This is a genomic window from Plantibacter sp., assembly GCF_059073635.1.
In genome coordinates this window covers 267,084-289,478 of the sequence record NZ_JCACOF010000001.1, presented here as the reverse complement: position 1 = coordinate 289,478, position 22,395 = coordinate 267,084, and the positions used below count along the sequence as shown (strand labels likewise).

Annotated in this window: 23 protein-coding genes; 9 read left to right on the top strand and 14 right to left on the bottom strand. The window is 70.2% G+C overall.

The genetic code is table 11. The annotated features are described in order from the left end of the window. Positions 1–28 precede the first annotated feature (28 nt). The 3 genes from aztC to aztB are packed head-to-tail and all read right to left on the bottom strand — an operon-like array spanning position 29 to position 3,179. Complete coding sequence (aztC, locus tag AC5JOC_RS01360) at positions 29–961, bottom strand: zinc ABC transporter substrate-binding protein AztC (RefSeq protein WP_494244946.1); 933 nt, start codon at positions 959–961, stop codon at positions 29–31. Positions 962–963: 2 nt separating this feature from the next. After that, a complete protein-coding gene (locus tag AC5JOC_RS01355; RefSeq protein ID WP_494244945.1) occupies positions 964–2,289 on the bottom strand; it encodes a hypothetical protein in 1,326 nt (441 codons plus the stop codon). After that, positions 2,181–3,179, bottom strand: a complete 999-nt coding sequence (gene aztB, locus AC5JOC_RS01350; RefSeq protein ID WP_137242357.1) for a zinc ABC transporter permease AztB — start codon at positions 3,177–3,179, stop codon at positions 2,181–2,183. The genes AC5JOC_RS01355 and aztB overlap by 109 nt, the downstream gene beginning before the upstream one ends. A 50-nt stretch (positions 3,180–3,229) precedes the next feature. Here aztB and aztA point away from each other — a divergent pair, with 50 nt between their 5' ends. From aztA to AC5JOC_RS01335, 3 genes are all read left to right on the top strand, one after another. Next, entirely contained in the window at positions 3,230–3,922 is a 693-nt protein-coding gene (aztA, locus tag AC5JOC_RS01345) for a zinc ABC transporter ATP-binding protein AztA (RefSeq protein ID WP_198425033.1), read from the top strand. Between the two features lie 61 nt (positions 3,923–3,983). Continuing rightward, positions 3,984–4,328, top strand: coding sequence for a chorismate mutase (locus tag AC5JOC_RS01340; protein WP_064296108.1), 345 nt, complete (start codon positions 3,984–3,986; stop codon positions 4,326–4,328). 258 nt (positions 4,329–4,586) lie between these two features. After that, complete coding sequence (locus AC5JOC_RS01335) at positions 4,587–5,528, top strand: SDR family NAD(P)-dependent oxidoreductase (RefSeq protein WP_494244943.1); 942 nt, start codon at positions 4,587–4,589, stop codon at positions 5,526–5,528. A gap of 38 nt (positions 5,529–5,566) precedes the next feature. Here AC5JOC_RS01335 and AC5JOC_RS01330 read toward each other — a convergent pair whose 3' ends face one another. Beyond that, the gene (locus tag AC5JOC_RS01330; RefSeq protein WP_071262252.1) at positions 5,567–6,259 is read right to left on the bottom strand and encodes a FadR/GntR family transcriptional regulator; all 693 of its coding nucleotides are present in this window, start codon (positions 6,257–6,259) and stop codon (positions 5,567–5,569) included. Positions 6,260–6,496: 237 nt separating this feature from the next. On the opposite strand from AC5JOC_RS01330, the gene AC5JOC_RS01325 reads away from it, so the two are divergent. The 3 genes from AC5JOC_RS01325 to AC5JOC_RS01315 all read left to right on the top strand — a co-directional run bounded on the left by AC5JOC_RS01325 (position 6,497) and on the right by AC5JOC_RS01315 (position 10,127). After that, positions 6,497–7,729: an aminotransferase class V-fold PLP-dependent enzyme gene (locus AC5JOC_RS01325; protein WP_494244941.1), complete on the top strand. Its 1,233-nt coding sequence runs from the start codon at positions 6,497–6,499 to the stop codon at positions 7,727–7,729. A 112-nt stretch (positions 7,730–7,841) separates the two neighbouring features. Further along, positions 7,842–9,140, top strand: coding sequence for an ABC transporter substrate-binding protein (locus tag AC5JOC_RS01320; RefSeq protein WP_064294151.1), 1,299 nt, complete (start codon positions 7,842–7,844; stop codon positions 9,138–9,140). Between the two features lie 6 nt (positions 9,141–9,146). Further along, complete coding sequence (locus tag AC5JOC_RS01315; RefSeq protein WP_079705023.1) at positions 9,147–10,127, top strand: carbohydrate ABC transporter permease; 981 nt, start codon at positions 9,147–9,149, stop codon at positions 10,125–10,127. On the opposite strand, the gene AC5JOC_RS01310 is transcribed toward AC5JOC_RS01315, so the two are convergent. Continuing rightward, positions 10,088–10,621, bottom strand: coding sequence for a hypothetical protein (locus AC5JOC_RS01310; protein ID WP_494244940.1), 534 nt, complete (start codon positions 10,619–10,621; stop codon positions 10,088–10,090). The two genes, AC5JOC_RS01315 and AC5JOC_RS01310, sit on opposite strands and share 40 nt — an antisense overlap. A gap of 25 nt (positions 10,622–10,646) precedes the next feature. Between AC5JOC_RS01310 and AC5JOC_RS01305 the strand changes: the two genes are divergently transcribed. Both AC5JOC_RS01305 and AC5JOC_RS01300 read left to right on the top strand, forming a co-directional pair. Further along, on the top strand, positions 10,647–10,961 hold the full coding sequence (locus AC5JOC_RS01305; protein WP_494244938.1) for a carbohydrate ABC transporter permease: 315 nt from the start codon (positions 10,647–10,649) through the stop codon (positions 10,959–10,961). A gap of 146 nt (positions 10,962–11,107) precedes the next feature. Further along, positions 11,108–12,100, top strand: a complete 993-nt coding sequence (locus AC5JOC_RS01300; protein WP_085511877.1) for an NADP-dependent oxidoreductase — start codon at positions 11,108–11,110, stop codon at positions 12,098–12,100. 193 nt (positions 12,101–12,293) lie between these two features. Here AC5JOC_RS01300 and AC5JOC_RS01295 read toward each other — a convergent pair whose 3' ends face one another. The 4 genes from AC5JOC_RS01295 to AC5JOC_RS01280 all read right to left on the bottom strand — a co-directional run bounded on the left by AC5JOC_RS01295 (position 12,294) and on the right by AC5JOC_RS01280 (position 17,429). Then, entirely contained in the window at positions 12,294–12,434 is a 141-nt protein-coding gene (locus tag AC5JOC_RS01295; RefSeq protein WP_162852291.1) for a hypothetical protein, read from the bottom strand. Positions 12,435–12,468: 34 nt separating this feature from the next. Further along, positions 12,469–13,434, bottom strand: coding sequence for a hypothetical protein (locus AC5JOC_RS01290; RefSeq protein WP_494244935.1), 966 nt, complete (start codon positions 13,432–13,434; stop codon positions 12,469–12,471). 150 nt (positions 13,435–13,584) lie between these two features. Continuing rightward, positions 13,585–14,544 carry a YhgE/Pip domain-containing protein gene (locus AC5JOC_RS01285; protein WP_494244933.1) on the bottom strand — a complete coding sequence of 320 codons (960 nt, stop codon included), beginning with the start codon at positions 14,542–14,544 and terminating at the stop codon, positions 13,585–13,587. Further along, positions 14,541–17,429 carry an MMPL family transporter gene (locus AC5JOC_RS01280; RefSeq protein WP_494244932.1) on the bottom strand — a complete coding sequence of 963 codons (2,889 nt, stop codon included), beginning with the start codon at positions 17,427–17,429 and terminating at the stop codon, positions 14,541–14,543. Before AC5JOC_RS01280 ends, AC5JOC_RS01285 begins: the two co-directional genes overlap by 4 nt. Positions 17,430–17,580: 151 nt before the next feature. On the opposite strand from AC5JOC_RS01280, the gene AC5JOC_RS01275 reads away from it, so the two are divergent. After that, positions 17,581–18,267, top strand: a complete 687-nt coding sequence (locus AC5JOC_RS01275; protein ID WP_137242351.1) for a TetR/AcrR family transcriptional regulator — start codon at positions 17,581–17,583, stop codon at positions 18,265–18,267. A 2-nt stretch (positions 18,268–18,269) separates the two neighbouring features. Here the strand turns inward: AC5JOC_RS01275 and AC5JOC_RS01270 are convergent, their stop codons facing one another. From AC5JOC_RS01270 to AC5JOC_RS01250, 5 genes are all read right to left on the bottom strand, one after another. After that, a complete protein-coding gene (locus AC5JOC_RS01270; RefSeq protein ID WP_079705029.1) occupies positions 18,270–18,725 on the bottom strand; it encodes a VOC family protein in 456 nt (151 codons plus the stop codon). Between the two features lie 86 nt (positions 18,726–18,811). After that, a complete protein-coding gene (locus AC5JOC_RS01265) occupies positions 18,812–20,008 on the bottom strand; it encodes an ABC transporter permease (protein WP_494244929.1) in 1,197 nt (398 codons plus the stop codon). An 11-nt stretch (positions 20,009–20,019) separates the two neighbouring features. Next, positions 20,020–20,751 carry an ABC transporter ATP-binding protein gene (locus tag AC5JOC_RS01260; RefSeq protein WP_240043950.1) on the bottom strand — a complete coding sequence of 244 codons (732 nt, stop codon included), beginning with the start codon at positions 20,749–20,751 and terminating at the stop codon, positions 20,020–20,022. Continuing rightward, positions 20,748–21,812, bottom strand: coding sequence for a peptidoglycan-binding protein (locus tag AC5JOC_RS01255; RefSeq protein ID WP_494244927.1), 1,065 nt, complete (start codon positions 21,810–21,812; stop codon positions 20,748–20,750). Before AC5JOC_RS01255 ends, AC5JOC_RS01260 begins: the two co-directional genes overlap by 4 nt. Then, on the bottom strand, positions 21,809–22,336 hold the full coding sequence (locus AC5JOC_RS01250) for a hypothetical protein (RefSeq protein WP_137242347.1): 528 nt from the start codon (positions 22,334–22,336) through the stop codon (positions 21,809–21,811). The genes AC5JOC_RS01255 and AC5JOC_RS01250 overlap by 4 nt, the downstream gene beginning before the upstream one ends. Positions 22,337–22,395: the final 59 nt, after the last annotated feature.

Genomic DNA, 22,395 nt, shown 5'->3' with positions numbered 1-22,395 from the left:
GGTTTCCTATCGGTTCGTGGACGCCCGCTCAGGGCGAGAGTCCGGTGGCGATGCGCTCGGTGTTCGCGCGCATCATGGTGAGGTAGGTGGGGGCGTCGCCCGACTCGGCGGTCAACGACTCGGTGAACAACGGGACGACGGCGACGTCGACGTCCGCCTCGTCGGCGAGCACCTGCACGAGCCGGTCGGGTTGCGAGGAGTCGGCGAAGATCGTCCGGACGCCGGCCTCCTCGATCGCGGTCGACAGTTCGTCGAGGTCCGAGGCGCTGGGGGCCGCGAGCGTGGTGCCGCTCGGGATGACGGCGCCGATGACCTGGAAGTCGTAGCGGGCGGCGAGGTACCCGAACACGTGATGGTTGGTGACGAGCTTCCGCTGCTCGGCCGGGATGGCGGCGAACGCCTCGGCCATCTCGGCGTCGAGCGCCTCGAGCTCGGCCGTGTACGTGGCGGCGTTCGCCTGCAGCTCGGCCGCGTCGAGCGTGGGTATCTCCTCGAGCAACGCCTCGGTGACCCCGTCCACGACCGACGTCATCTGCGTCGGGTCGGTCCAGAAGTGCGGATCGGTCGCGCCCGACGCGGTCTCGAGGACGTCGACGAGCGAGCCGGCCTCGACGATCGGCACCCCCTCGTCGGCCGCGGTCTCCAGGTGCTGGGTGAGTCCCTCCTCGAGTCCCAGGCCGTTCGACACGAGCAGCTGCGCACCGGTGATGCGCGCCGCCTGCCGCGCGGAGATCTCGAAGGAGTGCGGATCGGCGTCGGGCGGCATGAGGGTCATGACCTCGGCCTGGTCACCGACGAGTTCACCGACGACGTCGCCGAGGATGTTCGTGGTCACGACGACGAGCGGGCGGTCGTCGGCGCTCGCCGCACAGCTCGTCAGGCCGGTGCCCAGCACGAGGCCGGCCGCGAGGACGGCGGTCGTGCGCAGGAGGACGGTCGTCCGGGGGATGGTCGCTCGCATGGTCAGCGTCCCGTCTCGGCGAGGAACGCCGGTGCCGTGTCGAAGGTGAAGGTGCGGGCGATCCGCGCGGCGTCGCCGTAGTCGATCTCGGAGACGGTGCGCGTGCCCGGGGTGTTCAGGTAGGCGCGGTTCTGGTCGACCTCCAGCTGGACGCCCGTGGCGAGGTCGGCTGCACCGACGAGTGCGGCCGCGGTCCCCGTCACGGCGCCGGTGGCACCGTCGAGGACGAGGAGGTCGCCGGTCGTCGTGAGGCCGACGACGTGCTGGTCGCGGTCGTCGACGGCGGTGACCAGCTGCAGGGGTGCGGGGGTCGGCAGCAGCGCCCAGCTGCGCTCGCGGGTGTCGAGCAGCCAGGCGCCGGAGGTGCCGGCGACGGCGGCGACCGTCGGACGGCCGGGACGCGCGTGGAAGGACGTCGCGCGGTCGGCGGCGGCGACAGCCTGCGGATAGGGGATCGCCTCGAACGTGGGGACCGGGTCGGCCTCGCTCGAGCTGCGGTCGACGACGGCGAGGAGCGCGCCCTCCGCGCAGCCGATGACGACGCCGACGTTGGTCGTGATGCTGCCGGCCGGATCGGTGCACCCGGCGAGCACAGTGTCGGCAGCGGTCACGGACGCCGACGAGGGGTCGAGGAGGTCGCCGTCGATGCCATGGAGATGCAGCTTGCCGGTCCCGTCGGTCGCGACGACCGTCTCGCCGATCGGCACGGTGATTCCGGGAGCACCGGGCGAGGTCCGGATCCGACCGGACTGCGTGATGTCGCCCGTGCCGAGTGCGGCGGTGTCGAGGAGGAGTGTCTCGCCCGAACCGGCGAACCGCACGGCGGTGGTCGTCGAACCGGCGGTGATCGTCGCTGGTCCGTCGCCCTCGATCTCGCCGACGACCCGCGCCTCGGCGCGGTAGTAGTGCTGGTGGTCCTCGTGGTCGACCGTCCACACACCGGTGTCGATGATCGTCACGGTGCCGGCGGGCTCGGACTGCGCGGCGACGAACCGGCCGTCGCCCGTGAGCGCCGAGATCGGGCCGAGCTCGGCGAGCGTCGTGCGCTCCTCGCTGAGCAGGTCGGTCAGCTCGACGGTGCCGTCGACGTCGGCGGTCGCGAGGTGCAGTTGCGGTTCGGGGAGCTCGCTCGCGCCCTCGACGTAGCCGTGTCCGCGCGGTTCGTCCGAGGCCGTCGCGGTGGGTGATGCCGACCCCTGCGGCGCGCAGGCGCTGAGCGTCAGTGCGAGGGCGCCGAGAGCGAGCGCGGTGCGTGTGGCGCGGGGGAGCCGGTCGTCGGTCGGGCGGAGGCCGCCTGGTCGGATGGTCGGTCGGAGGAGTCGGTGCACGGTGCGCTTTCCAGGTGGGTCGGTTCGGTGAGGTGGTCGTCGGGGTGGTCGAGGTGTCGGTCGATGGGCCGCCGGAGCCGTCCGACGAGCGCCCGCGCGCCCCACGACACCGTGGCGAGCAGGATCGAGCAGGCGGCGATGGACGCTCCGGCCGCGGTGTCGCCGTACCAGGAGAGGAGCAGGCCGAGCAGCACGGCGAGGCCGCCGAAACCCGTGGCGAGCAGCATGATGAGCGGGATGCGACGCGCCCAGTGGGCCGCGGCGACGGCCGGCCCGAGGAGGAGCGCCACGACGAGCAGGGTGCCGACGGCGCTGTACGAGGCGACGACTGCGAGCGTCACGAGGCCGACGAGCATCGCGTGGGCGAGTCGCGGCCGGAGACCCATGGTCTGGGCGACCCGGCGGTCGAAGGCGAGGGCGACGAACGGGCGGTGGAAGGCGACCGCGACGCCCACGGTGACGAGGAGTGCGATGGCGAGGCCCACCAGGTCCGCGGGCCGGATGGCGAGGATGTCGCCGAAGAGGATCGCCGTGAGGTCCGTGGCGAACGATCTGCTCGACGACACGATGATGACCCCGAGGGCCAGCATGCCGACGAAGAGGAGACCGATCGAGGTGTCGTGGGACAGCCTGCCGCGCCGCGAGACGAGACTGACGCCGGCGGTCATGACGACCGCGCTGACGGCCGCGCCGGCGACCGGCGGCAGGCCGAGGAGTGCCGCGGTGGCGACGCCGGGCAGCATGCCGTGGGCCATCGCCTCCCCGAGGAACGCGAGGCCGCGGAGGACGACCCAGGTGCCGACGACACCGCAGACGGCCGCCACCAGCAGACCGCCGACGAGGGCGCGCAGGAGGAAGGCCGCGGTGAACGGCTCGGTGATCCAGGTCATGGTCGAGCACTCTACATGAAAATGATTCTCAGTATTGATAGGGTGATGACATGCGATCCGCGACGAGCACCCCTCGCCCTCCGATGGCGGGACGGCCCGTCGTGTCCGGCATCCGACTCCACGACGTGTCGGCCGAGTACGACGGCGCGCGCGTCCTGCACGGGATCTCAGTCGAGGTCGGGGCGGCCGCCATCACCGTCGTCACCGGGGCGAACGGAGCGGGGAAGTCGACGCTGCTCGCGGTGATCGCGGGCCTCCACCGACCGACCTCGGGCGGCGTCGACGGCCTCGACGGTCGGTCGGCCGCCTACGTCCCGCAACGCAGCGCCGTGCCTGAGCGCTTCCCGGTCACGGTGCGCGACGTCGCGTCGATGGGACGCTGGCCGACGCTGCGTCGCTGGTGGGGTCGACTCGGGGCTCGGGACCGACGCATCGTCGACGAGAGCCTCGCCCGCCTCGACGTCCTGCACCTCGCCGGGCGCTCCTTCGGCGAGCTGTCGGGCGGGCAGCGCCAGCGGGTCCTCGTCGCGCAGGCGCTCGCGCGTGAGGCCGACCTCCTGCTGCTCGACGAGCCGACCGTCGGCCTCGACCGTGCTGCCGGGCTGGCGATCCGCGAGGTGCTCCGGGCGGAGGCCGACCGTGGCGCGACGGTGGTGGAGGTGACGCATGATCCGGTCGCGGTCGCGGAGGCCGACGCGCGGGTGCACCTCGAGGCGGGATGTCTCGTCGAGGATCCGCGGTGAACCGGCTGGGGATCGCCCGGCGACCCGTCTCCGGCCCCCGGCGCGTTGCTAGAGTTTTCGCATGAGCCAGGCCGAGCAGCAACCCGAACCCACGACCGGCGCCGCTGCGGCGGACGCCCAGGCGGCCACCGAGCGATTGGGCCGCCTGCGGAGCAGCATCGACAACATCGACGCGGCACTCGTCCACCTGCTGGCCGAGCGGTTCAAGTGCACGCAGGAGGTCGGTCGCCTGAAGGCCGAGCACGACATGCCTGCGAGCGACCCGGCGCGCGAACAGCGGCAGATCACCCGTCTCCGGGCGCTCGCCGAGGAGTCGCACCTCGATCCGGCCTTCGCCGAGAAGTGGTTCAACTTCGTCGTCGCCGAGGTCATCCACCACCACGAGCGTCTCGCCAACCAGCACTGATCCCGCGTGTTCCGTTCCGCCAGCGCGGTGCGCTGACGCGAGCGCGGGTCTGTGGCGTGAGCGCGGGTCTCCGGAGGGTCGCGCCCACGCGTGTGGCCCGCGGTCACGCCCGTTCGTGTGCGGTCAGGCCCGTTCGTCCGCGCTCGGCCCGATTCGCGCGCGGTCACGTCGGCGCACCGCGCTGGCACCTCGGGTGAGCCAGGGCAAGGGGTGGCGCTTCTTCGGGCGGTGTCCAGCGTCCTGCGCCATCATGAGTCCATGACCTGGAACGCCGACTCCCTGCCCGATCAGACCGGACGCGTCGTCCTCGTCACCGGAGCGAACGCCGGCCTCGGCTTCTGGACGAGCCTCGGGCTCGCGCGAGCGGGCGCGGAGGTCGTTCTCGCGTCGCGGAGTGCGACGAAGACGCAGGCGGCGATGCGGGCGATCCGGGTGAAGGTGCCCGATGCCCGACTCAGCCACCTCCCCTTCGACACCTCCTCGCTCGACTCGGTGCGCGCGGCGGGCGAGCGACTCGCGGACCTCGACCGTCTCGACGCCCTCGTCGCGAACGCCGGCATGGTGCACATGCCGAAGGAGCGGCAGGAGACGGCCGACGGCATCGAGCTGGTCTTCGCGACGAACGTCGTCGGCCACGCCGCCCTGCTCGCCGAGGCCCTGCCGGTGTTGCAGCGCACGGCGGATGCGCACGATTCCGCGCCGCGCGTCGTGCTCCTCGGAAGCCTCTCCACCCTGCTCGTCCGGTTCCACGGCGACGACCTGCAGCTCCGCGACGGGTACAGCGGCTGGCAGGCGTACGCCCAGTCGAAGATCGCCCTCTCGTCGCTCGGCTTCGAGCTCGACCGTCGGCTCGCGGCGTCGCACAGCACCGTCCGGGCCCTCGTCGCGCACCCCGGCTACTCGGTCAACGGACTCGACCGTCGCGTCCCCGGCGTCAACGAGCCGACCCGCGGGCGCCGCTTCTCCGACACCCTGCAGTCCGTCTACGCGCAGAGCAAGCAGCGGGGTGCCGAGCCGACGCTCCGAGCGGTCACCGACGAGGCGGCCGACGGTGGTTGGTTCTACGGTCCCCGGTGGCTCACGAAGGGCGACGCCGTGCGGCAGACCCCTGCCGCGATCACGACCGACCGGGACGTCGCGGCGGCGCTGTGGACCGACCTCGAGCGGCTCATCGGCACGCCCATCCTCCCGACCTCCTGACCACAGCCGTCAGCGCACCGCGCTGGCGCAACCAGACCTCAGTCGGCGGGGGTCGCCGGCGGCTGCAGGACCCGCAACCACTCCTCGGTCTGCGCGACGTGCGCTGACGCCGCCCCGGCCGCCCCGACGGGGTCGCGCGAGATGATCGCCTCGGTCATCGCCCGGTGGCCGCGGTTGCTGACCCGACGCAGCTCGTCGCCGGCGGGCAGGCTGAAGACGTCGTAGGCACGTGAGCGCGACCGGAAGACCTGCAGCAGGGCCGTCAGCGTGGCGTTCCCGGCCGTCCGTGCGATGAGTTCGTGGAACCGGTGGTCCAGCTCGCTCGACTCGGCGGGGTCGGTCGTCCGTTCCATCGCCTCCACGAGTTCGGCGAGTTCGGCGCGCACCTCGTCGCTCGCGCGAGCAGCCGCCTGCGAGGTGGCATGGGTCTCGAGCACCCGCCGCAGCTCGTACATCTGCAGGAGACCGTCGAGGGGGAGGAGGTCGACCGTGAGCGACAGGCTGCCGATGATCTCCTCGGGCCGGAGCATCGACACGTAGGTGCCCGAGCCGTGCCGCGACTCGATGATCCCGAGGGCGGCCAGCATGCGGACGGCCTCACGCAGGGACCCGCGGGACACGCCGAGTTCGTCGCAGAGCTCGTTCTCGGCCGGGAACCGCTGCCCCGCCACGAGCCGTCCCGACGCGATCATGTGTCGCAGGCCGTGGAACGCGGTGTCGACTGCGGACATGCGGCTCCTCCTCAGGGGTCGTCCCGCCATCGTAGCGGCCCCTCACCGGTGATCCGCGAGCCGCCGCGGACCGTGAGACGTCCGATGACTCGATGCTCGAAAGGCAAGTCATCCGATGAGTCGATCCCGAAACGACCTGAGTGATCACTTGTAACACGACAGAAACCCAAGTCATCAAACGTTGCCCCTATGGTTATCGGACAATCCACTGCATAATCGACTCGGAGGAACGTCACTGTGGACACTCGCACCATCGCACGGCCAGCGCCGCTCACGCTCGGCGACGGCCGACCGGCAACGGCCGGGTGGACGCTGGATCCGACCAAGCGTCACATCAACCACGGATCCTTCGGGGCGGTCCCGATCGTCGCGCAGGAGCACCAGCAGGCCCTCCGCCGCGAGATGGAGGCGGCACCCCTCACCTGGTTCCCGGCCCTCCCGGCCAAGGTCGGCGCGGCCCGTGTCGGGATCGCCGACTTCCTCGGGGCGTCGGTCGACCAGCTCGCCATGGTTCCGAACGCGAGCGCCGGAGCGAGCGTCGTCTTCTCCAGCCTCCCCGTGCAGCGCGGCCTCGAGATCATCGTCACCGACCACGGCTACGGCGCCGTCACGATGGGGGCCGAGCGACTCGCGCGTCGCTGGGGCGGCACCGTCCGGACCGCCCGCATCCCGCTCGACGCCGACGCGCAGACCGCCCACGACGCCGTCGTCGCCGAGTTCAGCGACCGCACGGCCCTCATCGTGATGGACCAGATCACCTCGCCGACCGCCCGACTCCTGCCGGTCCAGCAGATCGCCGCCACCGCCCGTGCCGCCGGCATCCCCACGCTCGTCGACGCCGCGCACGTCCCCGGCCTCTACGCCGATCCCATGCGCGACCTCGACTGCGACTTCTGGGTCGGCAACCTGCACAAGTTCGGGTGCGCCCCGCGCGGTGCCGCCGTCCTCGTCGCCCGCAGCCCGCTCGCGCAGGAGCTCTACCCGCTCATCGACTCCTGGGGTTCGCCGTACCCGTTCCCGCAGCGCTTCGACACCCAGGGCACGGTCGACGTCACGAGCTACCTCGCCGCGGCGACCTCGCTCGGGTTCATCGAGGACATGTGGGGCTGGTCGGCCGCCAGGGACTACATGACCGAGCTCGCCGACTACGCCGTCGAGGTGGTCGCCGACGCCGTGACCGCCATCACCGGCGAGGACAGCCACGTCGACGTGGGCATGCCCGTCAACGCCCTCCGGCTCGTCAAGCTCCCGACCGGCCTCGCGACGACCCACGCGACCGCCGACGGCCTCCGCGACCGCGTCTCCGCCGAGCTCGGTGTCGAGGGCGCGTTCACGAGCCTCGACGGGATCGGCTACGTCCGACTCTCCACCCACGTCTACAACACCCCCGAGGACTTCGAACACTTCGCCGAGCACGCCGTCCCGGTGCTCGCGCGATGGGCCGACGAGGAGCGCGCGGCCACGAGCTGAGCGCGGAACCGCCCGACCCGACACCACCACACCAGCACCACCGCACCGCACCGGCACCACAGCACCCACCCCCGCAGCACCCCCACCAGCACCACTCAAAGGAGAAGCGAGCATGAGGAAGTCACGCGCAACGGCAGCCATCGGCCTGTCCGTCGTCACCGGCCTCGCCCTGTCGGCCTGTGCCGGCGGCGCGAGCGACGGCACCGTCACCCTGCAGATGGTCGAGAGCCTGACCAACCCCGCCCGGACCGAGGTCCTGAAGTCGCTCATCGCGGACTTCGAGGCCGACAACCCGAAGATCAAGGTCGAGCTCATCTCGCCGCCGACCGACCAGGCCGACCAGAAGATCACCCAGATGCTGCAGTCCGGCTCGGGCGTCGACGTGCTCGAGGTCCGCGACATCACCGTCGGCCCCTTCTCCACCAACGGCTGGCTCGACGACATGAGCGGCGAGCTCGAGGACTGGAAGGGCTGGGACGACCTCACCGACAACGCGACGAAGTACGCGAAGGGCGAGGACGGCAAGGTCTACTACGTGCCCTACGGCTTCTACGGGCTGAGCCTGTTCTACCGCACCGACCTCATCAAGGAAGCCGGTTTCGACGGGCCCCCGACGAGCTGGGACGACCTCCTCGAGCAGGCCTCGGCGATCCAGGACCCCTCGAAGAACCAGTTCGGCTACGCCTTCCGGGGCGGCACCAACGCGAACAGCAACGTCGTCGCGGCCATCGAGGCCTACGTCGCCGACGACCTCGACACCGAGAACGCGTTCAAGCTGACGAACGGCGACACGATCTTCTCCGCACCGGAGGCGCTCGACGCCGTCAACACCTACTTCGACCTCTTCAAGGAGGCTTCGCCGCCGTCGTCCGTCGCGTGGGGCTACCCCGAGATGGTCGAAGGCTTCTCGAACGGTTCGACCGCGTTCCTCCTGCAGGACCCGGAGGTCATCGCGACCGTCGAGCAGTCCGAGGCGATCACGGCCGAGCAGTGGAGCACCGCTCCGCTGTTGACCGGCCCGACCGGCAAGGCCGCACAGCCCATGGCGACCGCGGGCTGGGGCACGGCGGCGTCGAGCGAGCACAAGGCCGAGGCCGCGAAGCTCATCGAGTTCCTCTCCGAGGACAAGCAGGCCACCACCTTCGCCCAGGAGAACAGCCTCGTCCCGATCGTCAAGAGCGCGGCGGACAGCGACTTCTACAAGACCGGCCCGTGGGCCAGCTACGTCACGATGAACGAGAACCCGGACACCTACCTGAGCGTCACGCAGCCGCGCGGCTCCTCCTGGTGGACCGAGTGGATCCAGAAGTCCGACTCGGAGATCCAGCAGGTCCTCATCGGCCAGCTGACGCCGGAGAAGCTCCTCGCGGGCTGGGACGAGTACTGGACCGAGAAGTGGAAGAGCGAGTAACCGTCCATGACGACCACCACTGACGAAGCGGGTCGCACGCAGCAGCGTGCGACCCCGACACCCCCGGCCGGTCCCTCGCGGACCGCCGGCGGGCGTCGGCGGCGCACCTTCACGGTGCGCCGCGGCTTCGGCCTCCTCGCCTTCCTCGCCCCCGCGTTCATCTTCGTGGCGATCTTCATCTACTACCCGATGATCGCCGGCTCGCAGATGGCGTTCCGCAACTGGAACCTCGCCAACCTCACCGACACCTCGTGGGTGGGCTTCGCCAACTTCCTGGCCGTCTTCGCCGACCCGGCCTTCGGCAAGGTCGTCGCGAACACCGTGCTCTGGGTGGTGGCCTCGATCGTCCCGCAGTTCGTCATCGGCTTCGGCATCGCCCTGTGGCTGCGCCGGAAGTTCCGTTTCCGCGGTCTCTACCAGGCGATGATCTTCTTCCCGTGGGCCATCTCGGGCTTCCTCATCGGCATCCTGTTCCGCTGGATGTTCAACAGCGAGTTCGGCGTGATCAACGACCTGCTCCAGAAGGTCGGGCTGATCGACACCCCGATCCCGTGGCTGGCGGACCCGAACACCGCGATGTTCGCCGTCATCGTCGCGAACGTCTGGTACGGCGTCACCTTCTTCGCGATCATGATCCTCGCCGCCCTGCAGTCGGTGCCGGAGGACCTCTTCGAGGCCGCGGCGCTCGACGGCGCGGGCAAGGCGCGCATGCTCTTCCAGATCACGATCCCGTACATCCGCACGACGCTCGCCCTCACGGTGCTGCTCCGCGTCATCTGGATCTTCAACTTCCCCGACATCATCTACGGCATGACGGGCGGCGGTCCGGCGAACCAGACCCACATCCTGACGACCTGGATGATCGCGACCACCCAGCGCGGCGACTACGGCCGGGCCTCCGCGATCGGCCTCATCGTCGTCGCGATCCTGCTGGTGTTCACCGCGTTCTACCTGCTGTCCATGCGTGAGAAGAAGGTGAAGGCATGATCGACCAGGAGACACGGACCGCGAAGGTCGTCAAGTTCCTCTTCCTCGGGCTGTGGCTCGTCATCACGGTGTTCCCGCTGTACTGGATCGTCGTCACCTCGTTCAAGAAGCCGGGCGCGATCTTCTCCTACCCGCTGACGTACTGGCCGGAGGTGTTCTCGGTCGAGAACTACCTCGGCCTGTTCAGCAAGGCGCAGTTCGGCACCTACGTCGTCAACAGCCTCATCGTGGCGACGATCGCAGCCGTCGTGGCGACCTTCATCTCGATGCTGTCGGCATACGTGTTGGCGCGGTTCGAGTTCCGGAGCAAGGGGGCGATCCTGCTGGCGTTCCTCGCCACGCAGATGATCCCGTCGTTCATCGCGCTCGGCCCGCTGTACCTGCTGATGACGCAGCTCAAGCTCGTCGACAACCGGTTCGGGCTCATCCTCATCTACATCGCGGTGTGCATCCCGTTCTGCACCGTCATGCTCCGAGGGTTTCTTCGAGAACATCCCCGACGCCCTCGAGGAGGCGGCCATGATCGACGGCTGCTCGCGGTTCGGCGCGCTCTTCCGGGTGCTCGTCCCGGTGCTGAAGCCCGGGATCGTGGCGGCGTTCATCTTCAACTTCGTGAACTGTTGGAACGAGCTGTTCCTCTCGGTGACGCTCATCAACAGCGATGCGAACAAGACGATCCCGACGGCGCTCAACGGCTTCATCACGAGCTACAACATCGACTGGGGCTCCATGTCGGCGGCCGCCGTGCTGACGATCATCCCGACGATGGTGCTGTTCGCGTTCGCGAGCCGGTACATCGTGCAGGGCCTGACCGCTGGAGCGGTGAAGGGCTGACCCGTCTCAGTCGCCCAAGAATGGGCGAGCCGACGCCCGTTCGCCCATGCCTGGGCGAGCGGGCGTCGTCATGCGAGGCCGTCCGGTGAACCTGTAAGCCAGCTGATAGTTCGATCGGCTAGCGACCGACAGGTGGAAGATGAACCATGTTCGGTTCGAAGCAGACGACGAGGTCACTCCGCTACGCCCGCTACGGCGGGCCCGACGTACTCGAGTTCATCGAGTCCGAGATGCCGCATCCCAGATGGGGCGAGGTCGTGGTCGACGTCCTCGCGAGCGGCATCAACCACATCGAGGCGTTCGTCCGCGAGGGGCACCTCGCCGAGACGGTGCCGATCGAGCTGCCGACGGGGCAGGGGAGCGACTTCGCCGGATTGGTCCGCGAGGTCGGGACCGGCGTCGAGGGCTGGAAGCGGGGCGACGAGGTGATCGGTCACGCCGTCCGCGGCGCGCACGCCACCCAGGTCGTCGTCCCGGCGTCGTCCCTCGTCCGCAAGCCGAAGCGCGTGAGCTGGGAGGAGGCCGGCGGGCTCTACCTCGCTGGACTGACGGCGCTCGACACGCTCGACGGGCTGCACCTCAAGCAGGGTGACACCCTCGTCATCTCGGCGGCGGCCGGTGGGGTCGGGAACATCGAGGCGCAGCTGGCGAAGTTCGCGGGCGTGCGGGTCATCGGCACGTGCGGTGAGCGCAATCACGACTTCCTCCGGGAGCAGGGCGTCAAGCCGGTCGTCTACGGCGAGGGCATGGCGGATCGGATCCGCAAGCTCGCGCCAGAGGGCGTGACGGCGTTCATCGACAACTTCGGTCAGGACGGCCAGGAGCTCGCGTTCGAACTCGGTGTTCCACCGGAGAAGTACCGGTCGAGCGAGGATCGGAAGGCCATCGAGCTCGCCGCACTCGAGCCGGACGAGGAGTTCGCCGCGCACGCCACGAAGCAGCTGCAACGTCTCGCGGAGTATGCCGCCGACCACGCGTTGAAGGTCGTCGTCTCGGCGTTCTACCCGTTCGACCTGATCATCGACGCGTTCGAGGATCTCGAGCGGCTGCACGCGCGGGGCAAGATCATCGTCGGTATGCGCCCTGCGAACCCGGAGCGCATCGTCAAGCAGCGAGACCTGCACGACGCCCGACCCTGACGACGGTCAGCGCGGTGCGCTGACCCGAGACGTCGGGTTCCGGCGCCAGCGCGGTGCGCTGACCCGAGATGCTCGGTTCCGGCGCGGGCGCGGGGCTGGGCCGTGAGCGCGACCCTCCGGAGACCCGCGCTCGCGCGTGTGGGGTGCGCTCGCGTCAGCGCACCGCGCTGGCGACCGGGCAGGGAGGGCGGGGCTAGTTGAAGATGAAGCCGAGGACGGTCGCGCCGCCTCCACCGAGGACGAGCGCGACGACGAGGACCCAGGCGATGAGCCGCTGACGACGCTTGCGCTGCTCGCCCCATTCGGCCAGTTCCCGGTCTTCGCTGCTGCTCATCACCCCAGCCTACCGGCGGGGTTCTCGCCGGGCATCAGGCGGCGGCCGGGACGAGCGCCTTCACCGACGTGGTCCTCGCCCGGGCGATCGCGAACGTCGTCGCGGCGAGCGATCCGAGGAGCCAGAGGACGAGACCGACGACGCCGGCCGCTGCTCCCGCGTCGCCGATCGCGATCGCCTGCAGGCCACCGAGCGCCGGTGCGATCGGCAGGAACCCGAGCATCTGGTCGAGCACCTGGGGAACCGTCGCGATGATCCCGGTCGCCAGGCCGATGATGGCGACGATCATCGAGATGAACCGTCCCGCACCGCCGAAGAGGGCGTTGAGGGCTTGGTTCGCCGCGGCGAACACGAGGCCCGCGAGCACGGCGATCCCGGCGAAGGCGGTCCACCCGGAGGGGTCCAGGTCGAGCAGCGGTGCGGTGATCACGGCGACGAGCAGGCCCTGCAGCATCCCGATCGCCCCCGCCGGCACGAAGGCACCGAGTGCGAGCCGCAACGAGGACCGCGTGGACCCGAACGCCCGCGAGGGGACCGGCCGCAGCACGAGGAAGCTCGCGAGCGCACCCAGCCAGAGGGCGAGGACGGCGTAGAAGGGAGCGCTGTTCGTGCCGAAGGACACCGTCGCCGAATCGCCGGCCGAGACCGGGTCGGCGACGACGTCCGCGAGCGTCTGTCGGTCGGAGCTCGTGTAGGTCGGCAGGCTGTCGACCGCGCTCTGCAGCCCGGACGCGAGCGAGGTGATCCCGCCGGACAGGGTCCCGGCCCCCGACGCGAGCTGGTTCGACGCGTCGGCGAGCTGGGTCGTGCCGGTCGCCGACTGCGCCGCGCCGTCGGCGAGGGCGGATGCACCCGTCTGCAACTGCGTTGTCCCGGAGGCGGCTTTGGACGCACCATCGGCGAGGCCTGCCGCTCCGGCCGCGATCTGTGCCGCCGCGGTGTTGATCTGCGCGATGCCGTCGACGAGTGTGGGCATGCCGGAGGAGAACTGCTTGGTCATTCGTGCGCCAGGGAGGTGGTCGCCGGGGTACCCGGTCGCGATGTCGCCGTCGGTCCGAGGGCGGTGGCCGGTGCTCGAAGGTGGTCGAGGGATGTCGCCGTTCGCGATCAGCGTCGCTGGTCGATCGCGCGTCGCGCGACTGCTCGCCGTTCACTCGGCGTCCGAGGCAGCGAGCCGCCACGGAGCAGTCGAGCTGCTATGCCTTCGTCGCGTCGGCGACGCGGGAGGTTCCGATCGCCGCCTCGGCGAGCCCATTGGCTCCGCCGACCAGCCCCGGGTTCTCCGCGCTCCCGTCACCCTGCGTCCCGGCGTACAGCGTCGCTGCTCCGTTCGCGAGCTGGGGCTCGCCCCGTCGCTCAGCTGCGTCGCACCGGCGGACAGCTGCGTGGCGCCGTCGGCCAGCGCATCCACCCCGTCACTCAGCTGCGTCGCACCCGACGACAACTGCGTCGCGCCCGTGGCGAGCTGCGTGGTGCCGTTCGCGAGTTGCTGCGCACCCTGCGCGAGCGAGAGTCCGCCCGTCGACAGCTGCTTCGCGCCGTCGGCGGCCTCGCCGAGCTGGTCGTGGAGGGTGTTGAACCCGACGTAGACGTTCTCGAGGTAGGTGGTGGTGAGCTGCCGACCGAGGAGCGAGGCCGCGGTCTGCGTGATCGTCTGGGAGATGGCGTCGTCGACGAGCTTGCTGCGGTCGCTCGTCGTCACGTCGAGGCGGGCGCGCTCGGCGTCGGCGGCGTCGCCGGAGAACGAGGTCGCCGCCTTCGAGAAGTTCTCCGGGATCGTCACGACGGCCGTGTACGAACCGTCGGCGAGGCCCGCCTTCGCGTCGGACGCGTCGGTGATGACCCAGGTGTAGTTGGTCTTCTGGTCGCCGTCGACGAGGCCCGCGGAGAGCTGGCGTCCGAGCGGCACGGTCTGGCCGTTGACGGTCACCGGCTTGTCGTCGTTCACGATGGCGGCGGTCACCTGACCGAGTCGTTCCGCCGGGTTCCACAGCGCCCAGACGAGTCCGCCGGCGATGACGAGCGGCACGAGGATGAGGCCGATGATCGAGACGACCGTGATGCCCTTGCCGGAGCGGGCCCGTTCGAGGCGGTTCAGGATGGTGCTCATGCGTCGACCTTCGATTCAGCGATGGCGGTGGGAGTTGAGGAGGTGGCGGCGCGGTCGAGGTCGAGTACCTCCGGCGCCGTGGTCGGCAGGACGTCGGCGAGCGAGGACGCGTCCGCGGTGCCGACGACGATCGTGAGCGGCCGACGCGAGCGTTCCGCGGCCCTGGTCGCCGTCAGGAGGTGCTCGTACAGTCCGCGTCTCGTGTCGTCGTCCGGCACGGTGTCGACCCCGTCGAGGACGATGACGGCCGGGCGTTCGGCCAGCGCCGAAGCGAGCGTCCCGACGGGTTCGCCGTGGTCGAGACGGACGTACGCGACGCGGGACCGGACGGCCCCGGCGCGGACCGGCAGGACCAGACCGGCGACCTTGAGTCGACCGTGGTCGGGTTCGAGGCGACCGGCCAGCGTCAGCAGGAGGGCGGTGACCGAAACCGGGCGCGCGCCCTGCACCGCGAGCACGCCACCGACGGCGACCGTCGTGTCGACGTCCTCGTACAGCGGGCCGTCCGCGCCGGCCAGGGTGACCCCGGCGGCGGCGATGGCGACCTCGTCACCGTTGCGCCACTCGCGCAGCTCGAGTTCGCGCTGCAGGCCCTCGCCCTCGACGTCGAAGGACGGCAGGATGCGGTCGAGCCACTTCGGCAGGTACCAGGCGTGGTCGCCGAGGAGCGCGAGCACCGCCGGCACGAGGGTCATGCGCACGATGAACGCGTCGACGAAGACGCCGACCGCGAGCCCGAGGGCGATGGGTTTGATGTTCGTGTCGCCCTCCGGCACGAAGGCGGCGAAGACCGCGAACATGATGACGGCGGCGGCGGTGACGACCTTCGCCGAGCCGAGGAAGCCGGTCTCGACGGATCGCCTCGCGAGTCCCGAATGGACGAAGTCCTCGCGCATCCGGGAGACGAGGAAGACCTCGTAGTCCATCGCGAGTCCGAACAGGACACCCATGAGGATGATCGGCATGAAGCTGATCACCGGACCGGTCCTCGCGACGTGGAGGGCCTCGGCGAACACGCCGTGCTCGAAGACGAGGGCCACGACGCCGAACGACGCGGCGACCGACAGCAGGTAGCCGAGGGTCGCCTTGATCGGCACCCAGATGGAGCGGAAGACCATCGTCAGGAGCACGAGCGACAGGCCGACGACGATCAGACCGAAGGGGAGGAGGGCGCCGCCGAGGCGGTCGGAGATGTCGATCCCGATGGCCGTGAACCCGGTGACCTGGAGGTCGACGTCGTACTCGTCCTGGAAGTACTGGTGCAGTCCCCGGATCTCGGCGACGAGGTCCTTCGTCGCCTGGGAGTCGGGACTGCCGCTCGGGATGACCTGGATGATCCCGGTGTCGGCCGTCGCGTTGGGGGTGGCGAGCGGGACGGCGGCGACGCCGTCGAGTCCCTCGATCTCCTGCTTGAGGTCGGCCATGAGTCCGAGCGGGTCGGTACTGCCGACGATGCCGCCGGTGACGATGAGCGGCCCGTTGAAGCCCTCACCGAAGTGCTCGGAGACGAGGTCGTATGTCGTGCGGGCTCCGTCGCCCTCCGGCAGGGAACCGGCGTCGGGGAGCGCGAGTCGGAGTGACAGGGCGGGGATGGCGAGGGCGCCCAGGACGGCGACGACGGCGACGATCGTGACGATGGGGAGTCGCGTCACGCCGCGCACCCAGCCGAGGAAGAAGCGGTTGGGGTGCCCTTCGACAGGCTCAGGGACCGCGGTGTTGTGCTCAGGGACCGCGGTGTGGTGCTCAGGGGCCGCGGTGTGGTGCTGAGCGGCCGCGGTGTGGTGCTCAGGGACCGAGTCCTGTGGGCCGTCGACCGGCTCGGCAGCGCCCCGGGCCGCCGCACGCTTGCTGGCCCGCTTCGCCTTGGGCCGGAGGCGTTCGCCGGCGAAGCCGAGCATGGCCGGGATGAGGGTGAGCGAGATGACGACCGCGATCGCGACGCCGACCGCCGCGGCGACACCCATCGTCGTGAGGAACGGGATGTTCGCGACCGCGAGCCCGAGGAGGGCGATGATGACCGTGAGGCCCGCGAAGATGACGGCGGAACCGGCCGTCGCGGTCGCGCGGGCGGCTGATTCGGCCGGGTCGAGCCCGCTGCGCAGGCCGTCCTGGTGTCTCGAGATGATGAACAGCGCGTAGTCGATGCCGACGGCCAGGCCGAGCATGAGCGCGAGCATCGGCGTCGTGGAGGAGATCGGCCCGAAGACCGTCGCCACGAAGATGAGCGCCATCGAGATGCCGACCCCGAGCAGTGCGGTGATGAGCGGCATGCCCGCGGCGAGGAAGGAGCCGAAGGTGAGGATGAGGACGACGAGCGCGACGACCACGCCGACGAGCTCGATGATACTCAGCGTCGGCAGGCTGTTGCTGAAGAGCTGCCCGCCGAGGGACGACTCGGCACCGGCCGGGAGGGCCTTCGCGAGGCTCGCCTCCGCGTCCTCGACGTCGCTGATCGTCGCGGCGGTGATGTCGGTCTGCGCGCCGTCGAACTGGATCGAGATGAGCGCCGCCCGCTGATCCTCCGAGACCGCCCCCGTCACGTTCTCGTCGAAGGGTGAGACCGCCTGCTCGACCTGCCCGATGTCGCCCAGGGCGGTGACGGCGTCGTCGATCGCCGACCGGACCCCGGCGTCCTCGACGGTGTCGCCCTTCGGCGCGACGACGATGATCTGCGCCGAGGCGCCGGCCACCTGCGGGAAGGTGTGGTCGAGCGAGTCGAGCGCCTCCTGCGACTCCGTGCCGGGGATGGAGAAGGCGTTGTCGGTTCCCTGGTTGAAGAGCAGCGCGCCGCCACCCGCGAGGGCGAGCACGGCGATCCAGAGGATCAGCACGAGCTTGCGGGCGCCGAACGCCCAGCGGCCGAGGGTGTAGAGCAGTGAGGACACGCGTCGCTCCTAGGGAGGTCGGCGCTGCTTGCAGGCGAGCCGACGGAGAAATTCGAACAGGATCGATACATCGGTGTATCCGATACACGACTGTATTGGATACAGTGGTGTATCGGCAAGAAGTCGGTCGAGCTGTCAGTAAGGTGTCAGGATGCGCGTGCACGAAGCGGTCGAGTCCCCGAGCGACGAGGCACCCGTCGAGTCCGCGCGTCGGCAGCGGACGCGCGAGCGGCTGGTCGACGCCGCCTACGAGGTCTTCGCCGAGTTCGGCGTGCACGCGGCGTCGGTCGAGCAGATCAGTGAGCGCGCGGGCTTCACCCGCGGCGCCTTCTACTCCAACTTCGATTCGAAGGAGGAGTTGTTCTTCGCTCTCGAGTCACGAGAGAACCAGCTCCGACTCGATCGCCTGGAGGCCGGACTGCAGGCGGTCAGTCCGTCGCTCCTCGACGCAGCGGGCCGCTACACCGAGGGTTCGCTCGAGGCCCTGATCCGTGCCTTCCTCGAACTCCAGCCCGATGACCGCCGCTGGTGCCTCGTGCAGTCGGAGTTCCGGATGCTGGCGATGCGCGACGCCGACGTCGCAGCCCGCTACCTGCAGCACCAGGAGAGCGCTGGCCGACAGCTCGCCGCGTGGCTCGACCAGGCTGCCGGACTCGCACACGTCCGGTTCACGATCCCGACGCCCGACATCGCGAACATCGTCGTCGCCCTCTACGAGTCGGCCATCCAGACGGCCGTGCTCATGGACCCGGACGGCGATGAGGGCTCACCGCGCGAGCTCGCGATGCGCACGCTCCCGGCCATCGTCCGCGCCCTCACCGAGTCGATCGCCGACTGACCTCAGGCCGACTCGCCGGCTCGATCCGGCTGCAGCGCCTGGGCCAGCATGACGATGATGCCGCTCGGCCCGCGCACATAGCTGAGCTTGTAGACGCCCTGATAGTCCGCCACGCCGCGGAGCGGGAAGCAGCCGTGTCTGGCGGCGATCGCCAGCGCCTCGTCGATGTCGTCGACGGCGAATGCGACGCGGTGCATGCCGATCTCGTTCGGCAGTGTCGGCTCGGTCTCGATCGCGTCCGGGTGGAGGTACTCGAAGAGTTCGAGGCGTCCGTGACCGTCCGGCGTCTGCAACATCGCGATCCTGGCGTGATTGCCGTCGAGGCCCACGGCCGTGTCGGCCCACTCGCCGCTCACCGTGTCGCGGCCGAGTACGGTGAGGCCGAGGTCGGTGAAGAAGGCGATCGTCGCCTCGAGGTCGCGGACCGCGATCCCGACGTTCTCGAGTCTGATGTCCATGGGCTGCACGCTACCCGGCCGCGCGGGCCCGATCCAGGGTCTCCTGGAGCGGGCCCGCGTCGGAGCAGTCAGGCGGCGGCCCCGACTCAGCCGCTGAGGGCCGAGGTCGGTGGCGTCCTGGCTGCTCGGATCGCCGGGTAGAGGCCGGCGATCGCCCCGATCACCAGGGTCGCGCCGACGCCCGCGAGCAGCACCTCCGGCGGTACCGCCGTCGGCCAGTCGTTCACCGCGGCGACGACGCTCGTGACGCCGGTACCGATCGCGGCGCCCGCGACCCCGCCGAGCGCGGAGAGGAGGAGTGCCTCGGTGAGGAACTGGGACCGGATGTGGCCCCGCGTGGCCCCGAGGGCGCGACGGAGGCCGATCTCGCGTCGGCGTTCCAGGACCGAGATGACCATCGTGTTCGCCACCCCGATGCCGCCGACGAGCAGGGCGACGGAACCGAGTCCGAGGAGGAGACCGGTGAAGGCTTGATCGGCAGCCTGCTTGGCGGCGAGGGCGTCCGACGGCCTGGAGACCTCGACCTCCTCGGGTGCAGCAGGGTTCACGGTGCGGGGGAGGAGCTCGCGGACGGCCTCGACGCGTTCGTCGGAGGACCGTTCGTAGACCGTGGTCGGTTTGCCGTCGTACCCGAAGCGTTCGGCGGCGACGGTCTCACCGATCATCACCGTGGTGTCGAGTTCCGGGGCGAGGTCGAGCGGATCCAGGATGCCCACCACCGTGAAGTACTGGTCGCCGAGCTGGATCATCGAGCCGACCGTAGCGATACCCAGCCGTTCCGCGGCTTTCGACCCCAGGACGACCGCGGGGTAGCTCGCCGTCGCCCGGTTCAGCCACTCACCGGTGGCGAGGGTACCGCCCACGACGTCCAACAGGCTCTCCGTCACCGCCGCTGCGCCGAGGCCCCCACTCGACGCCCGGTCGATGAGGCTGCTGCGGTAGACGAGGACGCCGTTCAGCACTGCGGCGGAGCCGGCCTGTTCCACACCGTCGACCAGTCCCACCTTGCCGACGGTGTTCGTGGGCAGGGTCGCTGCCTCACCGAAGAGGTTCTGGCCCGGTTGGACGGTCAGCAGGTTCGTCCCGAGAGCGGAGAGCTGCGCCTGCAGTTTGGCCTGACTGGACGAGGAGATGCCGACGACCGCGATCATCGCCGCGATGCCGATCGCGATCCCGAGGGCGGACAGGACCGCGCGCGTCGGCCGTGCCCGCAGACCCGTCGTCCCGAGCCGGAGGATGTCGCGACCGAGGAGCCGCGACCGTCGATCGTGGTCGGGGTTCATGTGCTCCTCGTTCATGCGGCCAGCCCCGAATCGCTCACGATCCGGCCGTCGCGGATCGCCACCTGGCGGGGGAGTCGCGCAGCGAGTTCGGCGTCGTGCGTGATCACGACGATGGTCGTGCCGGCCTCGTGGAGTTCGTGCAGCAGTTCGACGATGCTCGCTCCGGACACGGAGTCCAGGTTGCCGGTGGGTTCGTCGGCGAGGAGCAACGGCGGGTCACCGACCACGGCGCGTGCGATCGCGACCCGCTGGCGCTCACCGCCGGAGAGCTGGGTCGGGCGGTGGCCGAGACGGTGGCCGAGGCCGACGCGTTCGAGGGCGACGACCGCGCGACGACGGCGCTCGGCCCGGGGGACCCCGGCGTAGATGAGGCCGTCGGCGACGTTGTCCACCGTGGTCGAGCCGTCGGCGAGGTGGAACTGCTGGAAGACGAAGCCGATGCGGTAGGCGCGCAGGGCCGAGAGCTTCGCGTCGGAGAGGCGTCCGACGTCCGAGCCCGCGATGCGAGCGGTCCCACCGGTCGGTCGGTCGAGCGTCCCGATGAGGTTGAGCATCGTCGACTTCCCGGAGCCGCTCGGCCCGACGATGGCGACGAACTCACCCTCCTCGACCGTCAGGTCGACACCCGCGAGCGCGAGCGTGGGCGGCTCACCGTACTCGCGGGTGACGCCCTCGAGGTGGATGATCGGTGGGCAGGCCGGCCGATCGGCTGCGGCGGACGATGCCGTCATGGTCTCGGTCATGACACCGGCACCACGACGTCGAGACCTTCGCGGATGCCGTCGCCCGAGACCTCGACCCGACCATCGGCGAACAGACCGGTCGTGACCGGGACCTGACGGCGCTTCCCCTTCCCCTCGACGACCTCGACGCCGAACGTCGTGTCATCGATCGCGATGAGCGCTTCCACCGGGACGGAGAGGACGTTCTCGCGTCGTTCCGTCGGGAAGCCGACCGTCACGGTCGCGCGCTGCAGATCGGCTGCGGCCGCCGGATCGTCGAGCGTGATGCCGACCGGGATCGTGACCTTCTTCTGTCCGTCCGCATCCGACTCGGTGGGGACGCCGACATCGGTGACCGTGCCGGTCGTCCGCTGTCCGCCGGGGAGGTTGACGTCGACCTTCGTCCCGACGACGCCGAGCCGCTGATCGGCGAGCTTCAGCGGGACGTCGATGCGCTTCACGAGGGACGAGACGGTGACGATCTTGTCCGAGGCGGTGGTGCCGACCGCGGCGTCGACCGATGCGATCCGCACGTCGCCCGTCATGAAGACGACCGATCCGAGCTCCAGGCGTCCGGTCTCCTCGACGCCGAGGGCTTTCTGCCACCGCTCGATGGCACGCACGGTCGACGCGGCGAACTCGTCGTCCGGTTCACGGTCGAAGTAGCCGAGGGCCGCGAGGCTCATCTCGAGTTGCCGGACGTCCGGTCCGTCGGTCATACCGGACTCGAACGCCCGCCAGGTCGGGAGCGGTCCGTGGAGGAGCGTGACCGGGACGTTGTCGAGGGCGTAGAGGGTGCCGCCGAGCGAGACCGTGCTGCCGGGAGCGGGCACCGCCGTGACGATCCCGGCTCCACCGCCGATGGTGCGCTGGTCCGCGTAGTCGAGGGTGCCGCTCGCCTGCGTCGTGCCCGCGAGGTCGCCGGCGGTGATCGGTGCGGTGCCGGTGCGGATGCTGCTGACCGGCTCTTCCTGGTTCGTCCCCTGCGTCGGTGCCAGCGTGACCGCCGCGGCGGCGCCGCCTGCAAGCAGGACGGCGCCGACGCAGACGGCCACGACGACCCCTCGTCGTCGGTTGCTCATCGGTCGGTGGAGCCGAGCGGCGCGCTCGAGTCGGACGAGAGACCGCAGGCTTCCATCACCTCTTCCGTGACGTCGGAGGGGATCTGCATGGCCTGCCCTTCCACCGGGTCGGCCATCTCGTATCCCTGTTCGCGGAAGCACTCGGCCATCTCGAGCTGCTGCTCGAAGGCGTCGGCGACCGCGGGGTTTCCTCCGGCGGGTACCGGAGGCGTCCCGAGACGGTCGATGCAGGTCGCGGAGGCGTCCTGGAAGGCATCCTGGTCTCCGTCGCCGAGGGTCACGGACGCACCGCCAGAGCCGTTCTGCTCGGGGTCGGGCATGTCGACCCCCTCATCGCGCATGCAGGAGGCGAAGGCGACCTGCCAGTCGTCGAACGATTGCACCGCCTTCGGGGTCTGGCTGCTCGAGTCGGGCGAGCCCGAGCTGCAGGCCGCCAACGATCCGATGAGGAACGGGATCGCGATGAATGCGGCGAGTCTGCCGGCCGGACGGCGGACGGAACGGGTGATGGTGATGTCGGACATCTGCTCTCCTCAGTGGGTGGGGCTGACTGGTGACGACCAGTCCACTCGGCGGCGCGTTG